The organism is Fibrella musci, from assembly GCF_041321105.1.
In the GTDB taxonomy this organism is placed as follows: Bacteria; Bacteroidota; Bacteroidia; order Cytophagales; family Spirosomataceae; genus Fibrella; species Fibrella musci.
The window spans coordinates 356,781-383,405 of sequence record NZ_JBGGWD010000001.1 but is presented as its reverse complement, the minus strand read 5'-3'; the positions used below and the strand labels follow the sequence as shown (position 1 = coordinate 383,405).

The 26,625-nt window shown below is 54.4% G+C and carries 20 protein-coding genes; 8 read left to right on the top strand and 12 right to left on the bottom strand.

The features are described from left to right. Window positions 1-135 precede the first annotated feature (135 nt). The 3 genes from ACAW74_RS01580 to amaB form a co-directional block, all read right to left on the bottom strand. Window positions 136-1,767 carry a T9SS type A sorting domain-containing protein gene (locus ACAW74_RS01580; RefSeq protein WP_370696433.1) on the bottom strand — a complete coding sequence of 544 codons (1,632 nt, stop codon included), beginning with the start codon at window positions 1,765-1,767 and terminating at the stop codon, window positions 136-138. A 117-nt stretch (window positions 1,768-1,884) separates the two neighbouring features. Further along, the gene (locus tag ACAW74_RS01575) at window positions 1,885-2,334 is read right to left on the bottom strand and encodes a hypothetical protein (RefSeq protein WP_370696432.1); all 450 of its coding nucleotides are present in this window, start codon (window positions 2,332-2,334) and stop codon (window positions 1,885-1,887) included. 895 nt (window positions 2,335-3,229) lie between these two features. After that, window positions 3,230-4,753, bottom strand: a complete 1,524-nt coding sequence (amaB, locus tag ACAW74_RS01570) for an L-piperidine-6-carboxylate dehydrogenase (protein WP_370696431.1) — start codon at window positions 4,751-4,753, stop codon at window positions 3,230-3,232. A 201-nt stretch (window positions 4,754-4,954) separates the two neighbouring features. Here amaB and ACAW74_RS01565 point away from each other — a divergent pair, with 201 nt between their 5' ends. After that, entirely contained in the window at window positions 4,955-5,416 is a 462-nt protein-coding gene (locus tag ACAW74_RS01565; RefSeq protein ID WP_370696430.1) for a hypothetical protein, read from the top strand. A 37-nt stretch (window positions 5,417-5,453) separates the two neighbouring features. Beyond that, on the top strand, window positions 5,454-5,915 hold the full coding sequence (locus tag ACAW74_RS01560; protein WP_370696429.1) for a hypothetical protein: 462 nt from the start codon (window positions 5,454-5,456) through the stop codon (window positions 5,913-5,915). 56 nt (window positions 5,916-5,971) lie between these two features. Here the strand turns inward: ACAW74_RS01560 and nspC are convergent, their stop codons facing one another. After that, on the bottom strand, window positions 5,972-7,174 hold the full coding sequence (gene nspC, locus ACAW74_RS01555; protein ID WP_370696428.1) for a carboxynorspermidine decarboxylase: 1,203 nt from the start codon (window positions 7,172-7,174) through the stop codon (window positions 5,972-5,974). Window positions 7,175-7,351: 177 nt separating this feature from the next. On the opposite strand from nspC, the gene ACAW74_RS01550 reads away from it, so the two are divergent. The 4 genes from ACAW74_RS01550 to ACAW74_RS01535 all read left to right on the top strand — a co-directional run bounded on the left by ACAW74_RS01550 (window position 7,352) and on the right by ACAW74_RS01535 (window position 10,506). After that, the gene (locus tag ACAW74_RS01550; protein WP_370696427.1) at window positions 7,352-8,128 is read left to right on the top strand and encodes a heavy metal translocating P-type ATPase; all 777 of its coding nucleotides are present in this window, start codon (window positions 7,352-7,354) and stop codon (window positions 8,126-8,128) included. A 56-nt stretch (window positions 8,129-8,184) separates the two neighbouring features. Further along, the gene (locus ACAW74_RS01545) at window positions 8,185-9,669 is read left to right on the top strand and encodes a hypothetical protein (protein WP_370696426.1); all 1,485 of its coding nucleotides are present in this window, start codon (window positions 8,185-8,187) and stop codon (window positions 9,667-9,669) included. A gap of 42 nt (window positions 9,670-9,711) precedes the next feature. After that, window positions 9,712-10,062, top strand: coding sequence for a four-helix bundle copper-binding protein (locus tag ACAW74_RS01540; RefSeq protein WP_370696425.1), 351 nt, complete (start codon window positions 9,712-9,714; stop codon window positions 10,060-10,062). Between the two features lie 96 nt (window positions 10,063-10,158). Then, window positions 10,159-10,506 (top strand): heavy-metal-associated domain-containing protein, encoded by a 348-nt coding sequence (locus ACAW74_RS01535; protein ID WP_370696424.1) that lies wholly within the window; start codon window positions 10,159-10,161, stop codon window positions 10,504-10,506. Between the two features lie 138 nt (window positions 10,507-10,644). On the opposite strand, the gene ACAW74_RS01530 is transcribed toward ACAW74_RS01535, so the two are convergent. The 8 genes from ACAW74_RS01530 to ACAW74_RS01495 all read right to left on the bottom strand — a co-directional run bounded on the left by ACAW74_RS01530 (window position 10,645) and on the right by ACAW74_RS01495 (window position 21,898). Then, window positions 10,645-11,706 carry a peptidoglycan DD-metalloendopeptidase family protein gene (locus tag ACAW74_RS01530; RefSeq protein WP_370696423.1) on the bottom strand — a complete coding sequence of 354 codons (1,062 nt, stop codon included), beginning with the start codon at window positions 11,704-11,706 and terminating at the stop codon, window positions 10,645-10,647. A gap of 95 nt (window positions 11,707-11,801) precedes the next feature. Beyond that, window positions 11,802-12,812 (bottom strand): thioredoxin-disulfide reductase, encoded by a 1,011-nt coding sequence (trxB, locus tag ACAW74_RS01525; RefSeq protein WP_370696422.1) that lies wholly within the window; start codon window positions 12,810-12,812, stop codon window positions 11,802-11,804. 152 nt (window positions 12,813-12,964) lie between these two features. Beyond that, the gene (locus tag ACAW74_RS01520; protein ID WP_370696421.1) at window positions 12,965-14,917 is read right to left on the bottom strand and encodes an OmpA family protein; all 1,953 of its coding nucleotides are present in this window, start codon (window positions 14,915-14,917) and stop codon (window positions 12,965-12,967) included. A gap of 47 nt (window positions 14,918-14,964) precedes the next feature. After that, on the bottom strand, window positions 14,965-15,549 hold the full coding sequence (locus tag ACAW74_RS01515) for a 7-carboxy-7-deazaguanine synthase QueE (protein ID WP_370696420.1): 585 nt from the start codon (window positions 15,547-15,549) through the stop codon (window positions 14,965-14,967). 153 nt (window positions 15,550-15,702) lie between these two features. After that, entirely contained in the window at window positions 15,703-17,292 is a 1,590-nt protein-coding gene (locus ACAW74_RS01510) for a hypothetical protein (RefSeq protein ID WP_370696419.1), read from the bottom strand. A 107-nt stretch (window positions 17,293-17,399) separates the two neighbouring features. After that, entirely contained in the window at window positions 17,400-18,269 is an 870-nt protein-coding gene (locus tag ACAW74_RS01505; protein ID WP_370696418.1) for a carbon-nitrogen hydrolase, read from the bottom strand. 176 nt (window positions 18,270-18,445) lie between these two features. Continuing rightward, complete coding sequence (locus tag ACAW74_RS01500; RefSeq protein WP_370696417.1) at window positions 18,446-21,280, bottom strand: alpha-amylase family glycosyl hydrolase; 2,835 nt, start codon at window positions 21,278-21,280, stop codon at window positions 18,446-18,448. A gap of 144 nt (window positions 21,281-21,424) precedes the next feature. After that, window positions 21,425-21,898, bottom strand: coding sequence for a hypothetical protein (locus ACAW74_RS01495; protein WP_370696416.1), 474 nt, complete (start codon window positions 21,896-21,898; stop codon window positions 21,425-21,427). A 402-nt stretch (window positions 21,899-22,300) separates the two neighbouring features. On the opposite strand from ACAW74_RS01495, the gene ACAW74_RS01490 reads away from it, so the two are divergent. Both ACAW74_RS01490 and ACAW74_RS01485 read left to right on the top strand, forming a co-directional pair. Next, window positions 22,301-24,622 carry a PAS domain-containing sensor histidine kinase gene (locus ACAW74_RS01490; RefSeq protein ID WP_370696415.1) on the top strand — a complete coding sequence of 774 codons (2,322 nt, stop codon included), beginning with the start codon at window positions 22,301-22,303 and terminating at the stop codon, window positions 24,620-24,622. Window positions 24,623-24,717: 95 nt separating this feature from the next. After that, entirely contained in the window at window positions 24,718-26,622 is a 1,905-nt protein-coding gene (locus ACAW74_RS01485) for a DNA polymerase III subunit gamma/tau (RefSeq protein WP_370696414.1), read from the top strand. The last annotated feature ends 3 nt before the right edge of the window (window positions 26,623-26,625 follow it).

Genomic DNA, 26,625 nt, shown 5'->3' with positions numbered 1-26,625 from the left:
TTTATAAAAAAGTGGAATATATTATTTTTATAGTAAAAAATGCTCTTAATTTAAAACTAACGTTTGCGTAAATAAGATTAAGTACACTTAAAAAGTATAGATTTGGCTACTGTACATTGAAAAAATACGTAGGTGTTAACGGATAACAACCTGTTTAGTAACGCCTTTGCTACGAATAAGGTAAAGGCCGGCAGGAAGCCAACTGGTATCCACAATCAGCGGGGCTGACCCAGTCAGCATAAACTGACGCAAAACCCGCCCCTGCACGTCGATCAGGGCTACTTCACCAGCTGCTGGCGCTTCGATCGTTAGCTGATGGCTCGCGGGATTTGGGTAAACACGCAGAGTGGGTAACGTTGGTTCGGTGGCCAGCAGGCTAAGGTCATACTGGCACAGCGCGACCTCCTTGCCGGTGAGGGTCAGGCTACCTTGCCAGGTTTTGTACCTAATCGGTACAATGGTCTGCTGGTTGTCGGCTGCATACGGGTTGTGGGCGGCCACCAGGAACTTGTTGTCGGCAAAAACACCTCGCCAGACGGGTTTACGGTCGTTCATCAGGTCGCGGGCGTTGGTTTCTGCTACCAGCTCATAAGTACCCCGGAATATGTCGTTGAATTGCGACAACCGGTAGAGGCCGTAGATAAACCGGTCGTAGGCCACAAGGGCATCCTGCTGTCGTTCGGCCAGTCCCTGTTCGTCCCACAGCCAAAGCCCCCTGGCGCCCGACAAAAACGGAAAAATCGCCGTCGCTTCGGCCATGTGAGCAGGAATCTGCTTCGGATAATCATTGAAGCCGTTGTGAAAACGAAGCCAGACAAACGGAATCACGGGCTTGCTGCTCCAGGCGCGGTTTGCCTCGATCTGAAACAGCATATACGCCAGAAAATCGCCCGCCAGCGGGTTGGGCCGGGCCGGGTCGCCGTAATCGTAATAATAATAAGCCGATGGCCCCAGGAACGAGAGTTGGTCGTAGAACGCCCCACCCACGCGTTGCCCGCCGCTGTCTTTGGTGAGGTAGCTCAGGCGGGTCGGGTTGGTGGTCCAGTCGGTCCAGGAGTTGGCCACTACGTTCAGGTACGTGTTACGGATGGGGGTGTCGCTATACGTACCCAGCAAGGTGCGCGAGAGGTCGGCCCGTTGCCGGATGTAGCTGAGCCCCTCGGCATACAGCGCCACCATGTCGCGTTTATACGCCTGCACAAAGTCGGCGTCCGACAAGGCGCGGTATTGCGCCGGGATTGCCGTATTGGCCTTCAGGGCCAGAATACCCACGTCGGTGTCGATCTGCCGCTCAATATCGACCATCAGTAAGTCGGCAGGGAGTACAAACTGCCCTGTCGCATTGGTCTGCCCGCCCGACTGCTCGCGTAGCCAGGCTTCCCAGCGCGCCCGGTAGGCAGTCAGGTCGTTGGCCCAGGGGCTTTCGAGTGTTTCCCAGGGTTGATTCAGGCCATAGGCAAAACCCGACCATTCGAGTACGCGCTGCTGCGTTCCAATCGACTCGCCCGCCTTGCCGATACGTACCCGGTTGAACCCGTGGGTAAGCGGTCCGTTTTCATCGCCCGAAAAACGTGGGGCGCCGTAGATGACCGTAAACGCGGTCGGCAACGAGAAGGCGGGAAATTTGCTCCATTCTACCCGGCTGGGTACGTTAACGGGTGCAAACGTTAGCGGGTCGGCGCAACGTGTTTGGCCATAGCCGGTAAAAGCACTGAACACGCCCGAGGCGATCAGCAATAAACGGAAGGAGGGAAGCCGTGTTGCCATAAAAAGGAGCTAGTCAGACCATAAACGCCAATTTTGGGCTTCGGGTTGCCTCCTCAACCTGAACCTGTTAACCCAGGCTGGTTTATAGCCGAATCGCTTCCTGCCAGCGGAGCAGTTCTAGTAAACTGCTGCAGGCATCGTTTCCAGAAAATATAGAACCTTGTCGACTTCGTAGGGTTGCCAGGATTCGGGAGCCTGAATACGTTGTTGCAGCTTTCCATTGGTAAGCAAACTGTACCGGCAAACTGACTTACGAAGTGGCGCGGGCAGTTTATCAATCAAAATGGCTAACTCCGCCAGTTTAAACGACTTGCCATCGATAAGGCCTAACTCAATTCCCAGCTGGTGTAGCTCGACCGGTTTCCAGAGCGATGGATTCATCTGACGGCGGTATTTTGAGTTGGCTTCGAGCCCGGTGATGCGAGCGAAGTCTGTTTTAGACAGACTGGCTATATCCAGGGAACGGAGTACAGCTGAACGAAAGCGTGAATAGGAGTGAAGGAGTTGGATAATTTCTTCCATTAAAACGGCAGGTGGGGTGAAACGAATAGCAAAAAAGAGGCGCATAGCTACACTTCGGTATGCGTTTAAGGGGCTAAACCTCGGTGGAGAATCGGTTGCTGACGGGTAGTCTGCAACGCTGGAAGTAGGTATCGACCAGGTTCGTTGCTTGCTTAATCAAGCACGACGATCAGGCGTCGGAGCCCGATCAGCCAATACGCACATGTACGGATGGAGGAATGATCAGGACAGAGGAGTTCATGGCGGTTAGTTCAAGCTGGATAGGAAGGATGTCCGGTGACAACGAACGACAAACTGCGACGAAGAATAGCCACTTATCTGCCAGCCAATAGGGCAAAGAATGTACCAGTAGTCAATACAATAAAATAAGGTATGTAAAGGCAATAACTAGGCTATTAGGCTAAGAAAAATAATCCTCTTAAAGATATAATATGCTGTATACGTACACAGCGTTCCGCTTTAACAAATTTGATGCCAACCTACAGGTGAGTTTCGCTTTTTATCTCACAATTGCCGGTTTGTAAAAATGGTAAACATGTAATATATATAATTGAAAAACAATCAATTACAGTAAGTTGATATTCTAAAATGACAATGCTTTCTATGAGCTATACAGTTTATATATAATTACTAGTTGTCTTGCTATAGCTTGGCGTTTATGCTTCGAATGAAATCTTTTTATCTCGAGGACTCAACAGAAAATGATACACAATTGGCGTTGGCTCATGTTACATCGTATTGTATTCGAGGTACTATACTTGTCTAGCAAATCCGTGTGGTTTATCGAAGATTTTTTCTACTGAATCAATACGTTTATTGATGGAATAGATCGACATGATAGGATGAACGTGAACAGGCTATATTAAGTCAATTAAAGAAGGCTAGCAGGCAGTAGCCCGCTAGCCTTTCGAGTGCCACTAAAACGACAATACAGCTGGTATTACAGCTCAAACGTAATGCCCTGCGCCAACGGTAAGGTTGTGCCGTAGTTGAGCGTATTGGTCTGGCGACGCATGTAGGCTTTCCAGGCGTCGGAACCCGACTCACGGCCGCCACCGGTTTCTTTTTCGCCGCCGAATGCCCCACCAATTTCAGCCCCCGACGTGCCGATGTTTACGTTGGCAATCCCGCAGTCGGAGCCTGATGCGCTCAGGAACTGCTCAGCTTCGCGCAGGTTCAGCGTGAAAATTGCCGACGATAGGCCCTGAGGCACGCCGTTTTGAATACTAATGGCTTCGTCCAGCGTTTTGTAGGGAATGAGGTACAGGATAGGGGCAAACGTCTCGCGCTGCACCACCGGCCACTCATTCTGGGCGTTCGCCACGCAGGGTTTTACGTAACAACCCGACTCGTAGCCGGCTCCGCTCAACGTATCTGGCTCCACCACAAACGTACCGCCCAGTTCTTTGATCTCCTCGACGGCTTTCTGATAACTGGTTACCGCCTGTTTGTCGATAAGGGGGCCAACGTGGATGCCCGACTCGAGCGGGTCGCCGATGTGCAACTGGGCGTACGCGCTGGCGAGGCGGCGACGTACATCAGCCAAAATGCTTTCGTGGACAATCAGGCGGCGGGTGGTGGTGCAGCGTTGCCCGGCGGTGCCGACTGCGCCGAACACAATGGCCGGAATGGCGAGATCAAGGTCGGCATGGGGCGAAACGATGATGGCGTTGTTACCACCTAACTCAAGCAGGCTGCGCCCCATGCGCTCGGCTACGGCCATCCCCACGGCCCGGCCCATGCGGGTGCTGCCCGTAGCCGATACCAGTGCCACACGCGGGTCGCGGGCGAGCCATTCGCCAACCTCACGCCCACCCGTGACCAGGCACGAAACGCCTTCGGGCAGGTCGTTGTTCCGCAGTACGTCCTGAATAATCTGCTGGCAGGCAAGAGCCGTCAGCGGGGTTTTTTCAGATGGTTTCCAGATGCAGACATCGCCACACACCCAGGCCAGCATGGCGTTCCACGACCACACGGCTACCGGAAAATTGAAGGCCGAAATAATACCGACAAGCCCCAGCGGGTGCCACTGCTCATACATCCGGTGAGCGGGGCGTTCGGAATGCATCGACAGGCCATACAACTGCCGCGACTGGCCAACGGCAAAATCGCAGATGTCGATAATCTCCTGTACTTCGCCCAGCCCCTCGGGCAGCGATTTGCCCATTTCGAAGCTAACCAGTCGACCCAGATCATTTTTATAGGCCCGAAACTGCTCGCCCATTTGCCGGACAATCTCGCCCCGCCGTGGTGCAGGTACGTTGCGCCACTGCTGAAAGGCCGTTTGGGCCGTTTCGATCACGCGGTCGTAGTCGGCGCGGGTCGAGGTGTATACGCGGGCGATAAGGCTACCGTCAACGGGTGAATAAGAGTCGATGGTTTTGTCGGTCGAATGCCAGAATTGCTGCCCGGTGCTAGTGCCGGGCTTGGTGCTGTGTTGAGGAACGGGAAGGATGTTGTTCATGAAGCGAAACGAAAAACTAGGTTGAGGCAAAAGTGGGGAATGGCGCGCAATGCTGCAACCGGCGAAGCGCAGGAGATCACCGCGGAGGCAGACCGTAAGATAAGTGCGCGATGGCAATCATAGTGAGTTTGCCGAACCAGTGTAGCTTCGTCGTTCAGGCGAGTTTTTACTCACATCAACCCTCGTCGGTCGGGTATATCAATGAGTTATCAATTCGTACTGGTTGGGCGCGGCTCCGCGGCGCTGCTAATGGTTTGGCTGCTGCTGAGCAGCTGTTCAACAAAGCGTGATGTGGTTGATCCGCGTGATGCCTACGTGGGTACGTGGATCGAAAAGAGCACAAACGGCAAAGCGGCCACCGTTGGTCAGGAAGATCAGTTGCTGGTCGGGAAAGGCGCAACGGCCGACGCCATTTCGCTAAAAGGCCTTACGGCTGCCGACCTATCGGCCACGGCCAATGGGACTGGCTACAGGGTCGCCGATGGAGCGATCAATACGGGGTTTGTTTACTCGTTTCCAGACAAATCGACGGCGCCCGTTTACGCGCAAAATTTAACGGCTACGGCCGCTGATGGCCAACTGACGGTTACCTACAACCTGCTTGCCCAATCGTCGACGGCGCTGGCCACTGGCGATATTTCCGAGGTCTTTATCAAGAAATAGATGTCGTCATCCGGCAACGTATGGCGCCGCTTATACCATGAATGCAACCCGTTTCCCGACACTGTGCTTCCTTATTGTTCTGATGGTGTGGCTGGCGAGCAGCTGTGCCAAGAAAAGCACAGACCCCGACCCGCGTGATGCCTACGTAGGTACGTGGGTTGAGAAAACGACGAACGGCGTACCAGCCCGAACGGGCCTTGAAGATGTGTTGACGATCGCGAAGACAGGCACGGCTACCATGAGCGTCGACGGGCTAATCCGGTCGGGGGCGTTTACTGTATCGCCGGTCAGTGCGGGGGTGGGCTTCAAAGCTGATAACACACCGATTACGTCGGGTACCGAGTTTCTTTTTCTGGACGGCTCCAAAGGCAACGTTACGCTCGATAAGCTGACCATGACGGTGTCGGGCGATCAACTGACGATGACTTACTCGTTTTCGGCAAAATCGGCCACGCAAAACGCCGGCGAGGATTACGTCGAGATTCTGACAAAACGGTAGACGTGAGAAGGGCTGAACGCAAACGTTCAGCCCTTCTCACGTCTACGAATTTCTGCCTACGACAAGCGGTCTTTAAAGCTATCGTAGCCATACTCCCGAACGACCTGAAGCGAGCCGTCTTCTTTATGAATGACAATGGCGGGCAGGTTGACGCCGTTGAAAGTGGTCGTTTTTACCATTGTGTAGTGGATCATGTCTTCGAAAACGAGCCGGTCGCCCACCTGTAGCGGTGCGTCGAAGCTGTAGTCGCCCATGAAATCACCGGCGAGGCAGGTCATGCCTCCAAGGCGGTACGTAGGCTTGCCCGCGACCGGCTCCTGATAAGCGCCCCGGATGCGGGGTTTGTAAGGCATTTCGAGCGTATCGGGCATATGGGCGGCAAACGACGTATCGAGTACGGCCACCTCAATTCCCTGGCTATCAAAGACATCGAGCACGGTACTGACCAGCACCCCTGTTTGCCAGGCAATGGCTGAGCCGGGTTCCATCAGGACGTCGACGTTGTATTTTTCGCGGAAGGCTTTCAGCAAACCAGTGAGGTGGTTGGTATCATACCCTTCGCGGGTCATGAGGTGGCCGCCCCCCATATTGACCCACTTGGCCTGACGCAGCAGGTCGCCAAAGCGCTCTTCCAGGGCCGCCAGCGTACGCTCGAGCGTGTAGGAGTCGTTTTCGCAGAGGGTATGGAAATGCAGCCCTTCCAGGCCGTCGGGTAGCTGATCGGGCAGTTTATCGCGTGTGACACCCAGCCGCGACCCCGGTACGCAGGGGTTGTACATGTCGGTAGCCACCTCAGAATACTGCGGATTGACGCGGATACCGAAGGAGGGCGGGGGGCTATCCTGTATCTCTTTTACCTTACCTGCAAATTTCTCCCACTGACTCCAGGAGTTGAAGGTGATGTGGCTGCTGCGGGCAAGAATTTCGTCGAACTCATCGTCGCGGTAGGCAGGTACGTAGGTGTGGGCTTTCACGCCCATATAGTCATTGACGAGCTTGATTTCGTTGAGGCTGCTGGCCGTGGCTCCACTCAGGTATTCGCGCACCAACGGAAAGGCGCTGAACATGGAAAACCCTTTGAGCGCCAGGATAATCGTGACGCCAGCCTCCCGCTGCACCCGGTCGATCAGTTCCAGATTGGCCCGTAGCTTGGCTTCATCGAGGACAAAAGCGGGGGAAGGCACGGCTTCCGGCGAAAACGACCGTGTTTCCAGGGCTGTTTGCGGCGAAGTCTGAGGCTCGGTGTGTGGTGTTGTCATGCCGCAAAATTACCCCAAAACGATGTAAGTCCGGGCCGGAATTCTGTAAAAGGGAGGGGGCATGCCGGGCCTACCTTTGTGATCAGGATCGTGCCCTTGTTGGGGTAACGGCCAGGGGCACCTGGCGACATGAACCGGTGTTATCTGTTGACTAAGTACCTAACTACGTCATCCGTTATGATTCATACCTATAAACTCGATGGCATGCACTGCGGCTCGTGCGTACAAACCGTGCAGGACGCCCTGCAAGCCGTTGATGGCGTTAAGAAAGTCGCCGTTTCGCTGAATCCGCAGGAGGCGGTCGTCAGCATGGCCCGCCACATTGACACCGCCACGCTGGACCGGGCCGTTAAAAAAGCGGGCGCCTACACCCTGACCGACGAAGTGCAGGTAATCGACACGATGGGCCAACACGCGGGCAATGCTAAAGCCGATGTGCTGATGATGCCCGCCGACGCGGATGACCTGGCTGAGCCGTCGCTCACCACCTACAAACCGCTGCTGATTATTCTGGCCTTTATTCTGGGTGTAACGGCGCTGGTTGAAATACGAGTAGGTACGTTCGATGGGATGCGGGCGATGGGTACGTTCATGGCCGGTTTCTTTCTGGTATTCTCGTTTTTCAAACTGCTCGATCTGGCGGGGTTTGCTCGCAGCTACCGCATGTACGATATCGTGGCCAAGGCCATTCCCGGCTATGGGTACGTGTATCCGTTTATCGAACTGGCACTGGGTGCCGCTTACCTCACAAATGTCAACCCTGTGCTCACCAATTGGGTTACTCTGGTTGTGATGAGCGTTAGCCTGATCGGGGTGATCAAAAGCGTGCTTGACAAAAAGAAAATCCGTTGCGCCTGCCTGGGATCGGTGTTTAACCTACCCATGACGACAGTGACGATTGTTGAAGACAGCCTGATGATTGGTATGGCGGCGGTGATGCTGGCCATGCTGTAATCCGCTGCCGGGCGGCGCTTTGGCCGGCACTCGTGTATTGATTTGCTCAACGACCTATGAAGAATACGTGCTTAACCACTTTACTATTGGCCTCGATGGCCTTGCCCGCTTCGGCGCAGCATCAACACCATGATGGGCACACCATGCCTAAAAAAGTCCCTGCGCCAGCCTCGTCGACAACCGCTGTGGATACAACCAAAAAACGGGATACCGGTGGTAAAAAGGGGGCCATGGATCATAGCCAGATGAACCACGGGGATATGGCTATGTCACATGGCGATGGACCGAAGGGTAGCGTCAGCTTCGCCCCGATGGGGAGCATGTCGCACTCGCTGTCGCGTCATTTGCCGATGAATCGCAACGGTTCAGGTACGTCGTGGATGCCCGATCAGACGCCTATGTATGCCTACATGAAGCATTCGATGGGCGAGAGCAAGTGGATGTATATGCTGCACTACAGCGTGTTTCTACGGCATACCAACCAGAATTTTACGAATCCGGGTGGTCGTGGTCGTGAGGCGCGGATCGATGCGCCCAACTGGGCTATGGGCATGGCGCAGCGCACGGTGGGGAAACGCGGCCTGTTTACGGCCAAGCTCATGATGTCGCTCGACCCGCTGACGGTGGGGAATGGCGGCTATCCGCTGCTGTTTCAAACGGGCGAGTCATATCGCGGGCAACCGCTCGTCGACCGGCAGCATCCGCACGATCTGTTTTCGGAGTTGTCGGTGTCCTACAGCCATGCCTTCAGCCGTGATGCTGATGCGTTTGTGTATGTAGGTTATCCGGGCGAACCGGCGTTGGGAGCGCCGGCCTTTATGCACCGGATTTCGTCGTTCAACAACCCCGATTCGCCCCTGAGCCACCACTGGATCGACGCTACGCACATTACGTTTGGCGTAGCTACGGCGGGTTTCCGGTACAAAATTGCCAAGCTGGAAGTGTCGAGCTTTACGGGCCGCGAACCCGATGAATTTCGCTACAACTTCGACCGGCCCCGGTTTGACAGCTACTCCTATCGTGTATCGGTGAACCCAACGGCGGGGCTGGCGCTGCAATTTTCGCAGGGGATGATTAAAAGCCCTGAAGGGCTGCACCCTGACGAGGATGTTCGCCGCACAACGGCTTCAGTGCTCCACAGTGCTCAGTTTGGCACGGGCGACCGCTACATAACCTCGTCGCTGATCTGGGGCATGAACAGCCACGATGGCCAAAATGAAAACGCGTATCTGGCCGAAACCAGCCTGCAACTAGGTCGGCTGGCGTTGTATGGCCGCTACGAAAACGTGACCAAATCCTATGAGGAACTTGGCTTGCCGACTGCCGGTACCGAACACGCCGATCACTTGCTGGCCAATATTGACAATCTGACGCTGGGCACCAACTGGCGACTGATGCGCATGGCCAGTACCGATCTGGCCGTTGGTACACAAGTAACGGTTGGTTTACCGAGTGCCGCATTGCGCCCGTTGTATGGCAGTACACCCTTGTCGGGGCAGCTTTATCTGCGCCTGACACCTGCCCTGTTGGTTAACCGATAAGCTGCTTTTTACCTAATTCATCACGCATAAACTAAACCAGGTATGACAACCATGACTCACGCTCACAGCCACCCCGACACCTGCTTCGCCTGCGCTGAAGCTTGCGAACGCTGCGCCACCGCCTGCCTCGAAATGGGCGATCAAGACAGCAAGCACCACGACATGACGCTGTGCATTCAATTGTGCCGCGACTGTGCCGATATCTGTACACTCTGCGGACGGCTCGACGCCCGTGGCTCGCAGTTTTCCAAACAATACATGCAACTTTGCGCCGATGTGTGCGAAGCCTGCGCTACTGAATGCGAAAAGCACGCCGATCACCACGCCCATTGCAAAGCCTGCGCCGAAGCCTGCCGCCGCTGTGCCGAGGAATGTCGGCAGATGGCGAACTAGCTATAACCGATTGACTGTTAGTTTTCTATATTGGCATTGCCACCGCTGACCTGGATAGGATGAGGTAGCAATGCCGCCAATCTGTACCTTACCATCATGAAACGAAACCTATTTCTAAATAGCCTGCTTGCCCTGACCCTCAGCGGAACAGCCCTGCTGGCTAATGACGACAAAGACAAAGAAGTCAAGATTAAGACTTCGGCCGTCTGTGAAATGTGCAAAGCCCGGATTGAGCGCAATCTCGCGTTTGAAAAAGGCGTCAAAGAAGCCTCGCTCGACGTAAACTCGAAAGTGGTTACGATTAAATACAACCCGGCCAAAACGGATGTGTCGAAGCTGAAAGCGACGATCAACAAGACGGGCTACGACGCCGACGAACTGCCTGCCGACCCTAAAGGCTACGAGAAACTGCCGTCCTGCTGCAAGAAAGGAGGGCATCAGTAAGGTGTGCGTCTGGACAATCGGATAAGAAAAGAAGTCCGGCGTCTGGAAAGTCGTTTAGGTGTTGCTTACGCGTCACACTAAAAAACGACCTTCCAGACGCCGGACTTCTTTTCTTATCCGACTCTCCAGACTATATACTCAGTTCACCCGCAGTTTCTGGCCGGGGCGTAGGCGGCTGTGCGATGAGATGCGGTTTTTCTCGGCTAAGCGGCTGATGGACAGACCGTAGCGGCCGGCAATGGATGAGAGGGTTTCACCCGAACGGACTTTGTGCAGTACGGTCCGCTTGAATCTAGGTTTGAACGACAGATCCGTGGAGCGGCTGCCACCCCGAAGGTGATCCCAAACGGCAGGCGTCAGAATGAAGTGGTCGGAATTGATGGTATTGGCCGGAAAGGTGTAGATATTGAGTGGCCCGAAGGGGTTGCCCTCGTAACGCGTCTCGAAGTGTAGGTGAGCGCCGTAGCTGCGGCCAGTGTTGCCACCTAGTCCCAACTGATCGCCTGCTTTCACTAACTGCCCCGATTCAACGGTCTGCTTCGACATGTGGCCGTAGAGTGTTTCGAGGCCGTTGTAGTGCCTCACCAGCACGTAGCGACCATAGCCGTTGCCGTCCCAGCCCACCACGCGCACAATGCCATCGAAAGCCGCATACACCGGATCACCGGTTTCTAGGTCCAGATCGACGCCCGTATGCCAGCGGCCCCAACGGTAACCGAAGTTGGAGGTCAGCTTGCCCTCGTCGAGTGGCGCCGACCAGTAGTGATTGGCTTTCGGGTCGTAGAGTTTCAGATCAATAACCTGATCAAACTCACGCGGGTCAATATTGTAGGGGTCGATGGTGCGCGAATCCCAGACGGCGTAATAATCGGCAATTTTCACCCACTCATCACCTACCTGTACTGAGTCGATAACCTCCACTACGTCGGTTTCGCCCTGATCGATGCTGCTGGTGTCTTCGCTAACGACCGGATTAAGTTCTTTCTTGGGTTCAAATTGTGAGTTGAACCGTAGCTGATTCGTTTCCTGCTCGAAAATGTCTTCAGCTTTTTGCTGGTAGGTAGAGGGAGCCTTACTGCCCTGTTTGGGTGTAAAGCGCGTGTCGTTCTTGAATTTGCCCCGCTCCTGCGCCTGTACTGATAAGCTCGACAGGCAGAGACAGCTAGCGGCGATAAGCCATGTTCCTACAGTTTTATGCATTGAATGAAGTAGGCACACAAAAACCAACGCAGGCAGTAGAGCCGAAAGTCGTGACCGTACTGCCTGCGTTGGTTGATTGTATACGCATGTTATGATTAGCTTACAACTGGTTCGCCAACCCCGACCTCTGTGACTGAGGGCATCGTTGGAACGGATTGCATCTCCAGCGTGACAAGATACCGCTCGGCATCAAGGGCTGCCATACAACCTGTACCCGCCGCCGTGATCGCCTGCCGATAGACGTTGTCCTGCGCATCGCCACAGGCAAACACGCCAGGTACGTTGGTCCGGGTGCTGCCTTTCTCGGTCAGGATGTAGCCGTGATCGTCGAGGTCAAGGTAATCGCGGAAGAGGTCGGTGTTGGGTTTATGGCCGATTGCCACGAAGAAACCGGTTACGTCGAGAACGCGCTCTTCACCGGTTTTGGTATTTTTAATCAGGGCACCCGTTACGGCTTCATCACCGAGGATTTCGACCGTTTCGCTGTGCCACAGAATTTCAATGTTTTCCTTGGCGATCACGCGCTGCTGCATGAAACGTGACGCCCGCATTTCGCCCCGGCGTACAATCATGTACACCTTACGGCAGATATTCGAGAGGTAGCTTGCTTCTTCGGCGGCAGTATCACCCGCGCCTACGATGGCTACGTCCTGTTTGCGGAAGAAGAAACCATCGCAAACGGCACAGGCTGATACGCCATGGCCGTTCAGCCGCATTTCGGAAGGTAAACCCAGCCACTTGGCCGAAGCTCCCGTTGAGATAATGACGCTATCAGCGGTAAGCTCGGTTTCTTCATCAACCCAAACCCGGTGCGGCCGTCCGGGACCCGGATTCTTCTCAAACTCAACTTTGGTGACGAGGCCGTAGCGCACGTCGGTACCAAAGCGGCGTGCCTGTTGCTCCAAATCCTGCATCATCTGTGGTCCCTGTACGCCCTCGGGGTAGCCAGGAAAGTTCTCCACGTCGTTGGTGATGGTCAACTGACCACCTGGCTGTCCGCCCTGATACAAAACGGGTTTCAGGTTAGCACGCGACGCGTAGATGGCGGCGGTATAACCCGCTGGGCCGGAACCAATAATGAGGCAATGGATATGTTCAGGTGTCATAATTGCGAAAAATTGTTGTTTTCGGTTGGCGTTGAAAGCCGCCCGTTTGGTAAACAACAAGTGCGAAGATCAAAAAATTTCGCCTCGAAATCAAGGAAACGGTTTGCTAATCACCCAGTAACAAGGGGTAACTATCTGTAAATCAGTGATAATTACAATACGCGCCATTCGATCCGACGATTTCGTTGGCGAGCTTCGTCCGACGTACCTGTCACGGCGGGACGTGTTTTACCGTACCCCACCGATTTCATGCGGGTAGGATCGACCCCCATTTGTGCCAGATAACCAACGACCGCCGCTGCCCGCCGCCGCGATAGTTCGAGGTTGGCCGCCGCTTCGCCCCGGTCGTCGGTATGGCCGGCAATCTCGATTTTAGTGGTCGGGTTCATCTTCAGAAATTCCGCCAGCCGTTCCAGTTCGGTGCGCGATTTGGTCGACAGTTCGTAGCGGCCCGATTCAAAAAAGAGATTGTTCAGCGTCTCCTTGCTGGTATTGCTGATGGGCTCGAGGGTGGCATCCAGCGCCATGCCTTTCCCCATACCGGTCTCGGTCGTGAGTTTGTCGGTATAATTGAACGCAAGACTTTTAAACAGATACCCCGGCGCGCTCACGTACAGGGCATATTCGCCGCCGGCGGGCAGCACGGCCACATATTGCCCCGTCTGCTCGTCGGTCCTGACGCGCGAAATGACTTGATTGGTCCGCACGTCGATCAGGTCTATACTGGCGTTCAAGGGTTTACGGGAGCGGGCGTCGGTCACTAGCCCTTTCAGGTAATTGACGGGACGTACCTGTTCACGCAGAACCGTGGGTAAATCGAACGTGTAGATGCGCGACCGCTGCGACACGCCGTCTTTCTGCTCTTCAAAGGAATAATAGGCTTTGCTGCCGTTGGCCGACACAAACAACGAAGCCTGATCTTCCGACGAATTGATGGGGTAGCCGAGGTTTTGCGGCACACTCCAGCCCGCCCGCGTGCTGTCGGGACGGAACCGGCTCAGAAACAGGTCGTAACCACCCATGCCGGGGTGCCCATCCGAAGCAAAGAAAAGGGCCTGCCCGTTGGCGTGCATAAACGGCGAGGCTTCGTCGAAGGTTGTGTTGACGGGTTGGCCCAGGTTGACGGGCTCGCCCCAGTTGCCCTGCGCGTCGCGGTCGCTGCGCCAGATGTCGCGCTTGCCGATACCGCCGGGCCGGTCAGAGATGAAATAAAGCTGCCGCCCGTCGGCCGACAGACTCGGTTGTGATTCGTAATACCGGGTGTTGATGATGGGCCCCAGGTTTTGGGGAACACTCCAGGCATCGCCGGTTTTCTGGCTGCTAAACAGGTCGCAACTGCCAAAGCCCTGCCGGGTGCCGCTGCTCTGGCAAGCCGTGAACACAAGAAGTCGTCCATCAGCCGACAGCGTGGCTGTGCCTTCGTTGTCGGGTGTAGAGATGTTGGTCGATAGGGGGGTTGGCGCCTGCCAGCCGCCTTCGCTCGTCTGGGTGGCGGTCATCAGGTCTTCGTCGCCTTCAGGTTTGAGCATCGTAAAGACGATGGTCTGCTCGTCGGCGGTCAGCACCGGAAAATATTGCGATTGCCCCACATTCAGCGATTCGGCCAGTGGCTTAGGTTTCACCGACACCGGATGGGTAAGGGCGTCCATCCCGAACCGGGCGGTAGCCAGCCCGCGCTGAATTTGCTTAGCTTTCGACGATTGGGGGGCAAAGTTGTGGCTGTAAGCCTCAAGCACGGGAATAGCCTCGGCATATCGACCCAGCCGGAGCAGAATGGAGGCCGTTTGCTGATAAGCCTGACCCGCTACAGCCGGATTAGGCTGTAGGGTGATGATCTGTTTGTAAGCGCCCAGCGCCTGCTCGGGTTTGCGCGTATACTCGTAGGCCATGCCCAGTTGCATGTGGGCGTCCAGGTACGTTGGCGATTCTTTAACGGCCTGCTGAAAAAAAGGAATGGCTTCGTTGGGTTTCCGTTCCCGAAACAGCGTAACCCCCTGCTGGTACAGGTCCTGAGCCCGTTTCGATTGAGCCTGAGAGGAATGTACAATGTATAATGTACAATGTACAATGAAGAGAATTGACAACCAGTTTACGTGCCTACTCATTGTACATTGTACCGCATCGGCGGACCGATTATACATTGTACATTCCTCTACGGTATCGCCATGAATTTGTGCGTTTGTAACGAAATCTGCCACTGTGGATTTGCTTTTACATAGTCAACGATGCGCGGAAGCATTTCGTCTGACCGCCCCCATTCGGGTTGAAGCAATAACCGGCAATCGGGTCGTAGGTTTGGAACAAACGACTCGGCAAAGGCAAAATCGGAGGCGTTATAAATGATCACCTTCAACTCGTTGGCCTGCGCAAAAATGGCGGGGTTGGGTTGCTTGAATTTTTTAGGCGAAAAGCAAATCCAGTCCCACGAACCCGTCACGGCCTGGCACACGCCCGACGTTTCGATATTGGTCTGAAAACCGGCGGCTTGCAGGGCACCCGTCAGGGCGGTGAGGTCGTGCATCAGGGGTTCGCCACCAGTAATAACGGCCAATCGGCCCGGAAACGCCAACGCCCCGGCCACAATCTGATCGATGGTTTGATGAGGATGTGCGTTGACATCCCACGACTCTTTCACGTCGCACCAGTGGCAGCCTACGTCGCAGCCGCCAAGGCGAATGAAATAGGCCGCCCGGCCGGCAAAGGTCCCCTCACCCTGAAGCGTGTAAAACGCTTCCATGACGGGTAGACTGATTGTTGATATTGTCGTTTGTTGAATCTGTTCGGAAAGCATGTGCAAAAATAGTGTTTGATGTCTAACGTTTAAAGTTGGCTGGCGCAAGCCTGCTCAGGCGTCAGCTAACCTTAAACGTTAGACATCAAACGTCAAACCTTATTTCCCCATCGAGGCCCGGCCCAAGAAGATCTCGTCGGCCTTGAGGTTGACGGTGGTGTAAAACTGGTAGCCGTTCTGAACGTACCTGACCATCAGGCTCGTGCGCTGCTCGGGTTTGGCGAACGGCATGGTAGCCGCCACCAGAATCTGATTGCCGTTGACAATGGCGCGGGCAAAGGGTAGTCCCCGCGTTTTTAGCTGATTGGCGTTGTACTGGTACCAAGTTTTACCCCCGTCGAACGAGCATTCGGTTTGCTGGTTCAGGTACGTTTCGCGGCCGTTGAACAGGTCGCCGTGGTGTTTGAAGAGCCGCCAGAGGCCGTGGATGTAGTGCTCGTAGCAGGCGTAATTCCGGTCATTACCCAGACTTTGTAGATTTGGGTCGGCAGGGGTGGGTTGATCGGGCTTTAGCTCGTTGTAATCATCCCACAGGATGGCTCCGTAAGCACCCGTAAACCAGAAGAACACGCCCATACCCTCGGCCACGGCAGGCGGTGCCGGATTGGAGGCGCGTTCGCTGCGGTTGAAGGGACCCTGCGTGTTGAAGAGCCAGTGCCAGGCAATGCGTTTCTTACTTGACAACCGAATGTTGTATTCCTGTTCCGAGAGCAGTCCCGCCAGCCAGTGCCGGTCGTAATCGCCTCGGTGCGGGGCGTTATAATCATAGTCGGGGAAGACGTGGTATGTCCCCGGCATGTTGAAATCAATGTAATCGCTGTAGCTTTTGCCGACGATTGCATCGGGCATGCCGCGTTGCCGAGAGGTGGCGGTTTGCTGGGCCGGCATAGAAAAAAGCCACTCGCCACCCGATTCATAATCGGCGGCGCGGGAATAACCAAAGCCGTTATAGGCCACGGGCGTCAGGCTACCAATCTCGGTGCGCGGGTCGGCCACGTCCTTAATGGCCTTCATCAGGTACGTATAGATGTTGGCTTGTTCCTGCCGGTTGGGTACGTCCACGCCGTCGTTTTCGAAGTCCAGAAACAGCTTGCTGACGCCAATTTTAGGGCCACTTGCCGGGCAGTCGCCGTAGATAAGGCAGTTGTTGCCCAGCGCTTTGGCAAACGCATAGATGTTCTGTTGCGAATTGGGGTCGTTGGCAGGTGGCCGGAAATAGGTTTGTCCGGCGAGGTTGCCATTCAGCGCCCATTGAACATTATGAGGTGGTCCCTGCAACGCCGCCCGCGTTACGATAAAAGCCCGCCGGTCAAACGTGAGTCGACTCTTCCAGCCGGGCGGCGTTTTATCGTCGGCAATTTCGGTGCCCCAGAACATACGCGCCTGACTGACCGACGAAAAACCCCGCTTGAAGATCTTTTCCCAGGCCGCGTTGCCATACAGGTTGCGGCCTGCAGCATCGAAGGTTAACGTTTTGGTTTTGGGCAGCACAAAATCTCCCACAACGTCGGCATTCCAGTAGCCTTTGCGGGTTGTGGGCGTAAACGAGCTACGCGGCGTGGGCGTCAGACTTGTTTGCGGCGGTAACGTACCCGCTACCTCGGCGCCGGTCGAATGTTCGAGTTTGTCGGAGGTTCTAAACAAAATGCCGCCCGTCAGAGCAGCCAGCGCCAGCAAAACAAATCGCATAGGTTTGGGCATAAATGGGCTCGACGTTTACCGTTTGTGGTTCGCGGCCAGTGACGATTAGCGCCAGAACACCAACCAACAAACGGTAAACGTCAAACTAGAAACGGTTAGTCAATATACCGGCTCGTGATGGGCTGGTAGGAGTCAATGCGGCGATCGCGGAAATAAGGCCAGGTAGTGCGGTAGCGGTCGGTTTGGGCGAGGTCGATTTCTTCCACGTGTACCACTTCCTGATCATGCGGGGCCAGGTACAGCAGTGACCCGAACGGATTGGTCACAAACGAGCCACCCCAGAATTGCTGGTCGGCTTCGCGCCCTACCCGATTCACCGATACCACGTGCACCCCGTTGGCGATGGCGTGGCTCCGCTGAATGGTCTGCCAGGCGTTGTACTGCTCTTCGTTCTGTTTAGGGTCGGGTTCGTTGGTATCCCAGCCGATGGCGGTGGGGTACACCAGCAGTTCGGCACCCATCAGGGCCGTAATACGGGCGGCTTCGGGGTACCACTGATCCCAGCAGATGAGCACGCCGATTTTGGCGAATTTGGTCTCGAAGACTTTGTAGCCAAGGTCGCCGGGGGTGAAGTAAAATTTTTCGTAATAACCGGGGTCGTCGGGGATGTGCATCTTCCGGTATTTGCCCAGGTACGTGCCGTCGGCGTCGAGCACGGCGGTGGTGTTGTGGTAGAGGCCCTGCGCCCGTTTCTCGAACAACGAAGCCACAATCACCACGCCCAGTTCGCCGGCGAGGCGGGCCATGCGGTCGGTGGTGGGGCCGGGGATGGCCTCGGCCAGACTGAAATTGTGATGGTCTTCTACGTCGCAGAAATAAAGCGACGTAAACAGCTCCTGCAAACAAACGATCTGGGCACCCTGTTGTGCGGCCTCCCGAATGCGGGCTTCTGCCTTCTGAATGTTGGTTTCGACGTCGGCCACACAGGCCATCTGTACCAGACCGATCTTAACTTTTTTCGCCATATGCTCTCAAAAATTAACCACAGTGACACCGAGGGCACAGTGCGTTTGGTGGTGGAAAAGAAACACAGAAAGGATGGTGCATCCACTCTGTGGCTCTAAGCAACGCAAACGGGCTGTAGTCTCCGTGTCCCTGTGGTTAAACTTCGTTTGGGTAAATAACTCTTTTTTGACTCGAATTATTCCTTCAGGACTTTTTTAACCGTAACGCCCTCGCTCGTCTGCACGGTAATCAGGAAGAGGCCGGTGGGCAGGTGCCGAAGGCTAATGGGGTGCCGTAGGGTCTGAGCGTTTTTTTCCATAACGGCTGTCTGCACCGTGCGTCCGCTCAGGTTACTCACCGAGACCGTAATAGGCCCGCGGTAAGTGCTTTCCCAACTCAGCGTGGCCATGTCGGCCGTTGGGTTGGGCGAGATCATGAGCGCTGGTTGTGGTTCGGTAGCCAGAATGGGGGCCGCGGCGGGGGCCAGCGACCAGGGGACTAAGCCAGCTTCGGGCGTGGGGAGCCGGTTGGTGGTGAACACGTGCCACTGTCCCGGTTTCATCGAGATGGCCGTGTCGGCCCGAACGGCTCTGCCGGTGAAGTAATCGTACCACAAACCCGCCTGCGGCAGGTTGAGCACTACCACGTTGTCTTGCAGATCGAAATTGCCCATCACAACGGCCTTCTGGTCGGTGCCGGTCAGCGTCAGGCTTTTGATGGGCGTGTTGGCCACGAAGGTATAGTTGGTAGTCTGGAACGCAGGTACGTTCATTTTCAGCCGAATCAATTCCTGATACACGCGTAGCAGCTTGGCCCGGTTGGCGTCGCGGAGGTATTCCCAGCGGATGGGTTTGGCGCCCGTGCGGCCGTTTTCTTCAATGCTCACGTCGTACCCTAACTCGCCAAACTGCCAGATGAGCTTGGGGCCGGGTACGCTCAGGAACAGCGCTGCGGCGAGTTTGGCGCGTTCGAGGGCCGTGGCCGGGTCTTTGGTGTTGTAGCTGCCATTGGTGGAACCGTTGCGCTGCACGTCGAATAGCAACCGCTCCTCATCGTGGCTTTCCATGTAACCCACCACGTTGGGGTTGTTCCAGCCGCGCAGTTTGTACGAAATCCAGTCGAAATTATCGTCGCGGCCGTTCACGACGCCCTTTGCCGCAAAGCGGTAATTGTAGTTGTGGTTGCCCCAGAAGAGCATGCCGTAGTCGGCCAGTTCTTTCTCTTCGGTGTTATCGGCGAAGTGTTCGAGCAGCACATAGGCACTTTTGTCGTAAGCCCGGATTTCGTTGTAAATCCGTTTCCAGATGGCTACGCGAGAGGCGTCGTAGGCGCTCCAGGCGTTGACATCGCCGCCCGAATTTTTCTGCGTGAAGCCTTTCGACAAATCGAACCGGAAGCCGTCGAATTTGTATTCTTGGAGCCAGTACTGGTTCACGCGCTGCACAAAAGCCTGCGTGGCCGGGCTCTCATGGTTGAAATCGAAAAAGACGCTGAACGGGTGCGTTGCCTGCTGATTGAAGTAGGGACTATCCGCCGAAGGCCTGTCGCCATTCCAGTACATCTTCACGTAAGGGAATTCGTAATCGGCCTGGTTCAGCACCATATCGAGGATCACGGCGATCCCGTTTTCGTGGCATTTGTCGACGAAGGCTTTCAGATCATTTTTGGGACCGTAGGCTTTGTCGGGCGCGAAATAGTAGATCGGGTTATACCCCCACGAATCGTTACCCGAAAACTCCATAATCGGCATCAGTTCGATAGCATTGATACCCAATCGCTTTAGGTAAGGCAGCGAGTCGAGGACCGTTTTATATTGGCGGGTGCTCACGAAATCGCGTACGTGCAACTCATACACGACCATATTTTTGGCGTCGGGGCGGGTAAACGATGCGACTTTCCAGGGGTAGGGCATTTGGCCCGTTTGCAGCACCGAAACGATGTGGCCGTTGGCCTTGGTCGGGAAGGCTTTCAGGCTTGGGTACGTACTCGTCAGGAACGAATCGTTGTTGCGGTCGAGGATCTTGTCGCTGTAGGGGTCGCCGGTGGCAATTTGCCCGTCGATCAGGTACTGGAAAGCAAGCTCCTGACCCGCCGTTAGCCCTTTTATTTCCAGCCAGTATCGGGTACCGTCGGGTGTCCGGTTCATGAGCGACGACGGCACGGGCGTCCAGTCGTTTTGTTCGCTGATCACGTTGACGTATTGTTTCGAAGGTGCAAACAGCACGAGCGTGGCACTCGTCGGGTCGGTGGCGCTGTAGTTGATGCCATCGCGCAGGCCGGTGGGTACGTTGGCCACCAGCGGCGTGGGCTTCACATAAAGCAGAAACGAATCGCTGGCACTTTCGGAGGCGGTCTGCGCCGTCACGACCACTTTGCGCAGGGTGTTGATGGCCGTGCCGGTGGGTACGTTCGCCATGAGCGAATCGGCGTTGATTGCCGAGGCCGACACCACGCCGTCGACGCGCAGGGTCAGCGTCGATTTGGCCGACACGTTGGCCCGGACAGGTACGTTGCTGTTGGGTTCAACGAAAAGGAGTTTGGCTGTGGGGCGTGCCAGACTGACCGTCAGTTTGGCGTCGTAAATCCGTACGAAAAAATCTTCGGTCTGCGCTTTACCATCGCCGCTTTTAATCACGATCCCGAGCCGGCGAATGGGGGTGTTGGCGGGTACCCGGTAATAGGTGCGCGGCACGAGTTTAATCTGCCAGCGATCATTGCCCAGTGCCGTCATTTTGCCGGGCTCAAACGGCGCATTGAAATTAGTCTGGTTGGCGGGCGTAAACTCAAAGGCATTGCCTGTCTCGGTCTGTCCGGCGCCCGACCATATATATATATCGTCTTTTTTGCCCAGCAGGCCCGCCGCGCGACCGTCTTTCGCCTGTTTTAAATCAACAACTAAAGTAACCTCAGTATCAGCGGTTGGAAAAGCCGGGTCAGTCGTAACGAGTTGAGCAAAGGTGGCGGCGGTTGGGCTACCAACAAACCCAACCAGGAGCAGCCCAAAAAGAAATCGGTAAACGTGATGCGTCATGAAGTTGATTAGTTCAGCAACGTCAAAGATACATCCGAAAAAGGCAATGCAGAAGGCCCATAGTTTAAGGTTACTTTATCGCCGACTCAAAAACAGGCGATAAAGTAACCTTAAACTATGGGCCTTCTGTGTGGCTAAAAAAGCTTACGCTTCCTGATTTTTGGGTTTGGGGCCACGACGTTTGCCGGTGTAGGCAGGTTTGTCGGCGGGATCTTCAAACTTCAGTTCGTAACCCGTCACGTTTTCGTCAAACTCAAACGGAGCAATCGTGAAGGTATATTTTTTGTCGCTATAGTCGATACCATTTTTGGTCAGAATAATCGCCATGGCGATGGTATAGCTTTTCGCGGCTTTTGAGAACGCGAATGTACCGGCCTCGTCGCCCGAAACAGGTACCATGTATAAAACTTTTACTTTCCGTTTACCTTGCTCAGCACCGATTTTAAAGCGGGTCGACTCGGGATCAAAACCAAGTTGCGAAACCGACTTTTGGGGCAATACAATTTTTCCACCCGATGAAATATAACCTGTTACTTTAACGGGCTTGCGAACGGTACGTTTGGCGCGAGGCTTCGTATTTTCTTCAGGCGCAAAAAAACGCAGATCTACTGATGGCATATTCGTATAACGATTTGATTAGCGATTGCAAACATAAAACATAACCAAATTGATAACCTATTTTTCTTAAAAATACTGTGTGTTTTTTTATAAAAAGCTGAAAAAATAAAGAGCCTTTTCTCATTTTTATAAGCTTCGCACGAAAAGATAGATATACGAAAAGATGATGAATGATGCATTACTTACCAAAAAGACTGCTCTATTTCGCGTGTATCGCTTTACTGTCGGGTAATCCTTTTTATGAAGAGGGAATTATTTAAGTGGGTCAGCATCAGTTCCTTTAAGAAAGCGAGTACTTGGTTAAATACATTTTTTTTTGAAAATGCTAACATAAGCCGTATGGATATAGTTATAGGTGATTGGTACTTACCCAACTAAAAAGTTGTCTCTCAACGCTGTTTTATGCAGACCAACTCAAGTGGCAGTTCGTCTGTGATGGACCTGCTAAATGCACTGCCTGATGGCGCCATATGGTTATTGCCTGTTGCTTCAGAAACCGAAAGTCTTCCCGTTTTTGCTATCGCTTATGCCAATAATCACGCCCGTCAATATATTCTTGAAACGACTTTTGATGCCTCCGGAACGGGGCTGCCTCCGGACAAAGAGGTCACTGAAGATGATTGGATAACCGATCACATGGCTCAGATTCGGCAGGCCTACACGTCAGGTGAACCAATCACCTGCGAGTTGCTTGACCAGGCAAAGCAGCAATGGCTGTCGGTTCACTTGTCGCGCTATCAGGATGGAATACTGTTACTGATTCGGGGAACCACCCGCGCAAAAATAACCGCTGAGTTAATTGATGTAACGGAACGAAAATTACAGGAGATTCTGGATTTTTCTCAAACCGGCTTTTTTGTGTTTACACCTGTATACAATGAGGCTGGTGAACATATCGATTTTCGATTTGCCACGGTTAACCGGATGGTTTCTGGCCTGATTGGGCAATCACCTGATGCCCTAACGGGCGCGATCGCGTCTGAATGGTTTATCAATTATCGCGAGACAGGCTTATTCGATTCCTATAAATACACATTTAATACCGGCGAAACCCAACGGTTTGATGTTCATTACAATGTGCATGGCCTTGATCGCTGGTTTGATGTGCAATGTTCGAAGTATAAGGAATCTGTTTTGGTGACATTTACTGATTTTACCTTGCTCAAACAGGCGCAGCAAGCCCTTGAACAACAGGTTATTGAAAATAAACAGCAGGCAGCCTTGCTCAACAGTATACTCGATAGTTCGGACAGTGGAGTAATTGCGTTTGAATCGATTCGTGACCCTGAAATTAACAATGAGATTGTCGATTTTACCTTCGTAATTGCCAATCAAGCCTGCGTGGGGCTACTGCACAAAACGATGGAGGAAATGATTGGCAAAACGCTGCTGACCATCTTTCCGGGTAATATAGAAACGGGCTTATTCGATTTGTACAAACGCACCGCCGAGACGGGAGAGCCTGGCCGAACAGAAGTATATTATAATCATGATGGACTCGACTTCTGGCTGGCCATTTCAACCCACCAACTCAATGACGGTTTTGTCGTTACGTTTACCGATATATCGGCACATAAACAGGCGAATCAAGCAACTGAAAAATATGCAGAAGAGCTGGTTACCGCGTTCGACACATCGCAAACCGGCATGTTTCTTTTCCTGCCCATATATAATGAACAGGGCGAGCTAATAGATTTTCGATTTAAAGTCGCCAATCGTCAACTCGGTAGTTACGTGGGGCAGGAGCCCGCCATGCTATCGGGCGAATTGGGTAGTAAATGGTTTCCCGATTATCTGACGAACGGATTATTTGACACTTATAAAAAGGCGTATCTGACGGGACGTACCCAGCGATTTAATTTCCACTATGATGGATCGGGTATTGATGCCTGGCTCGACATAATGGCCAGCAAACTGGGCGATCAGGTGCTGGTCACGTTTACCGATTTTACGCATCTGAAACAATTACAGGAGCAACTGGAAAATTCGGTTGTCGATCTGCGGCGGACGAATGCTAACCTGGAACAGTTTGCCTACGTGGCCTCCCACGATTTGCAGGAACCCCTCCGTAAAATTCAGTCGTTCGGCAATGTACTGAAATCAACTTATGGCGAGTCGTTAGGGGAACAGGGCGGCGACCTGATCACCCGGATGCAACAGTCGTCGGAGCGCATGTCGACGCTGATTCATGATCTGCTGGCTTATTCACGGCTGACGACCAAACGCGATGGAAAACAGCCGGTTGACCTGCAAACATTGTTGAGTCAGGTGCTCGATGACCTGGTTGTACCGCTGACTGAATCGGGGGCCGAAGTGTTGGTAGGCAAGCTGCCAACTATCAACGGCCACCAGATGCAGCTTCAGCAGTTGTTGCAAAATCTGCTGACCAACGCCATCAAGTTTCGCCGCGATGGCGTGAAACCAGTTATCCAGATTTCGGTAACGAAAGTGCCTGCTGCCGACCTGCCCGACTCGGCACGCCCAACTCGGCACGCAACTACCTATAGCTGTCTGCGGGTGCAGGACAACGGCATCGGTTTCGAAGAGAAGTACGCAGAACGCATCTTTCAGGTCTTTCAGCGCCTCCACGGGCGTAGCCAATACGCCGGTACGGGCATTGGGCTGGCCATTGTTCAGAAAGTCGTTGACAACCACGGAGGCACGGTGATCGCCAGTGGTCAGCCGGGGGAAGGGGCTACTTTTTCGGTGTATTTACCCGGCTGAGAAGTGCCGCATTCGCCGGGTAACGGGTGGTCTGTGAGTGGCGGCAACTGTGCGCAACGGATAGGTTTTCCGTGCCCGGTTTGCTACCTTTGACTATGGACAATTTTGTCGTCTCGGCCCGGAAATATCGTCCAGCTACCTTCGATACGGTAGTGGGGCAGGGCCATATTACCACTACGCTCAAGAACGCCATCAGGACCAATCAGTTAGCGTCGGCGTTCCTTTTTTGCGGCCCGCGTGGCGTGGGCAAAACGACCTGCGCCCGGATTCTGGCCAAAACCATCAACTGCCAAAACCTGACGCCCGAGGTAGAAGCCTGCGACCAGTGCGAGTCGTGCGTAAGCTTCAACCAGAGCGCGTCGTTCAATATTCATGAGCTGGATGCGGCGTCGAACAACTCGGTCGATGACATTCGGAACCTGATCGATCAGGTACGTTACCCGCCTCAGTCGGGCAAGTACAAGATCTATATTATCGATGAGGTGCACATGCTCTCGGCGGCGGCGTTCAACGCGTTTCTGAAAACGCTCGAAGAACCGCCCGGCTACGCCATCTTCATTCTGGCTACGACCGAGAAGCACAAGATTCTGCCCACGATTCTGTCGCGGTGCCAGATCTTCGACTTCAACCGGATTCAGCCGACCGATATTGCGGGTCATCTGGCCAGTATTGCGCTGAAAGAAGGCGTAACGGCTGATGCCGATTCGCTGGAACTGATTGCCCAGAAAGCCGACGGTGGCCTGCGCGATGCCCTGTCGATGTTTGACCTGAACGTGACGTTCTCGCCCGACCGCACGCTGCGTTACCGGGAGGTACTCGACAATCTGCACATTCTTGACTACGATTATTATTTCCAGCTAACCGACCTGCTGCTGACAGCCAACCTGCCTCAGACGCTATTGGTGCTCGACGAAATTCTGCGCAAGGGTTTCGATACGCATCAGTTTGTGGTCGGGCTGAATCGCCATTTTCGCGATTTGCTGGTCTGCAAGGATGCCGCTACGGTGCAACTGCTTCAGGTAACCGAACGCGTACAGCGGCAATACCTCGATCAGGCAGCACGGGCACCGCTGTCGTTTCTGCTCTCAGGCCTGAGTATCGGCGGGCAGTGCGACATGAACTTCAAGCAGGCCAAAGATCAGCGGCTGCACGTCGAACTGGCCCTGATGAAACTGGCCAGCCTGCGCGACCTGCTCAATTGGGAAGCGATGCCCGAACCGGCTCCGTCTCGAACCGCGGGTTCGGCAACCATGCCAAATGGGGTGGCGCTGGAGACGACTAGCGGCGCCGAAAAAAAAAACGGTGGACTACCCCCTGACGACGCCGTAACGGTTGTTCCTCCCGACGCATCCAGCCAGGCCCCGCCGCCGCACACTAGCGAACCGGTAGGTACGTATGAGGCCGTGCCCCCGGTCGCGCCGCCACTGACCACGCCGTCGCTGACACCGCCTGCCGCTATTCGTTCCAACGGGGTTGCCAAACCGGCTATTCCACCGCTGCCGCCCCGCACCACAGCCCCTGCAGCCGGGGCACCGCTACCCGTGAGCACCAAGCTCCGCTCGACGGTCGGGATTGGGACCAAGCCGCAAGCGGTTGAAACAGAATCGGTGGTTGTGACGGGTGAGCGGCCTAGCCAACCGTTTACGTTCGACGAGTTGTTAGTGGCGTGGCGGGCTTTTTCGGCCCTGCGCAAGCAACAGACCGACATGGCTACCGAACAGGTTATCCTAAACCGCGATATAACGCTGTCAGGTACGTCGGTCGGGATTAAGCTCGACAATCACGTGCAGGCCGATCTGTTTACCAGTATGTTGCCCGATTTATTGATCTATCTGCGGCAAAACCTCCAGAATTGGCAGTTGCAGGTAGAGCACGTAGTTGAGCTGGTGGAGACAAAAAAGATGATCTACACGCCGCAGGACAAATACAACTACCTGGCCGAGAAAAACCCTGCCCTGCATAAACTACGGCAGGCACTTGGTCTCGAGGTCGATTACTAAGTC